Genomic DNA, 2493 nt, shown 5'->3' with positions numbered 1-2493 from the left:
GGCCGGCGCGCGCGGATCGGCGGGCGCGCGCGGATCGGCGGGCGCGCGCGGATCGGCGTGCGGGCGTGCGGATCGGCGTGCGGGCGTGCGGATCGGCGTGCGGGCGAGGAGCGGATCGGTCAGTCGAGCAGGGCGTCCAGGCCGACGGTGAGGCCGGGACGGTTGCGCACCGCGCGTACGGCCAGCAGCACGCCCGGCATGAACGACGCCCGGTCGTACGAGTCGTGCCGGATCGTCAGCGTCTCGCCGGTGGTGCCGAACAGCACCTCCTGGTGGGCGACGAGCCCGGTGGCGCGCACGGCGTGTACGCGTACCCCGTCGATCTCGGCGCCCCGCGCGCCCGGCACCTCGTCCTTGGTGGCGTCGGGCACCGGACCGAGTCCGGCCTCGGCGCGGGCCCGGGCGATCTGCCGGGCGGTGTGCGTGGCCGTGCCGCTCGGAGCGTCCAGCTTCCGCGGGTGGTGCTGCTCGATGATCTCGACGGACTCGAAGTGCCGGGCGGCCCGGGCGGCGAACTGCATCATCAGCACCGCGCCGATGCCGAAGTTCGGCGCGATCACCACGCCTACCCCCGGCTTGCCGGCCAACCAGCCACGCACCTGCTCGAGCCGCTGCTCGGTGAAGCCCGTGGTGCCGACCACCGCGTTGATGCCCTGGTCGATGCACCAGCGCAGGTTGTCCATGACGACGTCCGGCGTGGTGAAGTCGACGACCACCTCGGCGTCGGAGGCGGCGGAGAGGCCGTCACCCTGGTCGACCATCGCCACGACCTCGAGGTCGTCGGCGGCGTCCACCGCCCTGCACACCTCGATGCCCATCCGGCCCCGCGCACCGAGGACACCGACCCGCACCGGCTCGTCCGGGTTTCTCCACTGCTCGTCAGTCACGGGGCACAACCTATCCCAATCGGGACGGGTCTCCCCTGCCGGATCAGGCCCCCACCACCTGCCGAGACGTCCGCCGATCGAGCGGCGGCGGCCCTCAGTCGGTGAAGTCGCTGGCGCCGAACGGGCCGACCACGGCCAGCGACATCGGCCGGGCGAGCAGCTCCGCGGCGAGGATGTTCACGTCCGCCACGGTGACCTCGTCGACCCGGCGGAGCAGCTCGTCCACCGGCATCAGGTCGCCGTAGAGCAGCTCGCCCTTCGCCAGCCGGCTCATCCGGGAACCGGTGTCCTCCAGGCCCAGCACGAACGAGCCCTTGCTCATCCCCTTGCCCCGGGCCACCTCGGCCTCGGTCAGCCCCTCGGAAGCCACCCGGGCCAGCTCGGCGCGGGTCAGGGCCAGCACCTCGTCCACCTTGCCCGGCGCGCAGCCGGCGTAGACGGCGAACAGGCCGCTGTCGGCGTACTGGCTCGCGTACGAGTAGACCGAGTACGCGAGGCCCCGCTGCTCGCGGATCTCCTGGAACAGCCGGCTGGACATGCCACCGCCGAGCACGTTGTTGAGCACGCCGAGGGCGAAGCGCCGCTCGTCGAGGCGGTCGATGCCGGGGCAGCCGAGGATGACGTGCGCCTGCTCCGTCTCCTTCGGCTCGACCAGGGTGGTGGCCGGCTTGGTGCGTACCGCCGGGGTGGCCTCGCGGTGCGGCGCCGGCGTCGCCGGGTCGCTGTCCAGCGGGGTGCCGCGCACCGCCTGGCGGACCAGCTTGACCACGGTGGCGTGGTCAAGGTTGCCGGCGGCGGCGATGACGATCTGCGGCGCGGTGTAACGGCGCCGGTAGAAGCTCTGGATCTGCCGCCGGGTCATCGGCGTGACGGTCTCCTCGGTGCCGGAGATCAGTCGGCCCAGCGGGTGGTCACCGTAGACGGCGCGGGCGAAGAGGTCGTGGACCTCGTCACCGGGCTCGTCGTCGTGCATGGCGATCTCCTCCAGGATCACGCCACGCTCGGTCTCCACGTCGGCCGGCTCCAGCAGCGAGTCGGCGACCAGGTCGCACATCACGTCGATCGCCAGCGGCAGGTCCTCGTCCAGCACGCGGGCGTAGTAGCAGGTGTATTCCTTCGTGGTGAAGGCGTTCGTCTCGCCACCCACCGCCTCGATCTGCGAGGAGATCTCCAGGGCGGTGCGCTTGTGGGTGCCCTTGAAGAGCAGGTGCTCCAGGAAGTGCGCGGCGCCGGCCTGCGTGCCGGTCTCGTCGCGGGAGCCCACCGACACCCAGACGCCGAACGAGACGCTGCGCATCGCCGGGATCGCCTCGGTCAGCACGCGCAGGCCGCTGGGCAGCACGGTACGTCGTACCGTGCCGCCCAGCGGGTCGTCGCTGAGCGTCCGGGTCACCGCCCGGGCGGTGCCGCCGGAGCGGCCCGCCCCGGTGTCCCGGGACGCGGCCACCCCCCGTCGATCCGGTGGAAACGGCGCACTGAAGGCCCGACTCACGTACTGCTCCCGGTTCGACGAGGGGTGGGTGATGCGATGTACGACGATCAGCTGTGCCGGGTCCGGCGGCGCGGACGCTCGCCGCCGGACCCGGCACAGCGGATCGTCGTACAT

Annotated in this window: 2 protein-coding genes; both read right to left on the bottom strand. The window is 72.6% G+C overall.

Annotated elements, in window-relative coordinates; translation table 11 throughout:
- Nucleotides 1-119: 119 nt before the first annotated feature.
- Complete coding sequence (gene dapB / locus DKT68_RS00220) at nucleotides 120-887, bottom strand: 4-hydroxy-tetrahydrodipicolinate reductase (protein ID WP_109815429.1); 768 nt, start codon at nucleotides 885-887, stop codon at nucleotides 120-122.
- Between the two features lie 94 nt (nucleotides 888-981).
- Nucleotides 982-2379, bottom strand: coding sequence for a M16 family metallopeptidase (locus DKT68_RS00215; RefSeq protein ID WP_109815430.1), 1398 nt, complete (start codon nucleotides 2377-2379; stop codon nucleotides 982-984).
- Between the last annotated feature and the right edge of the window lie 114 nt (nucleotides 2380-2493).

It is taken from the genome of Micromonospora acroterricola (genome assembly GCF_003172955.1).
Lineage (GTDB): Bacteria > Actinomycetota > Actinomycetes > Mycobacteriales > Micromonosporaceae > Micromonospora > Micromonospora acroterricola.
This window is presented reverse-complemented; position numbering and strand designations above follow the sequence as displayed.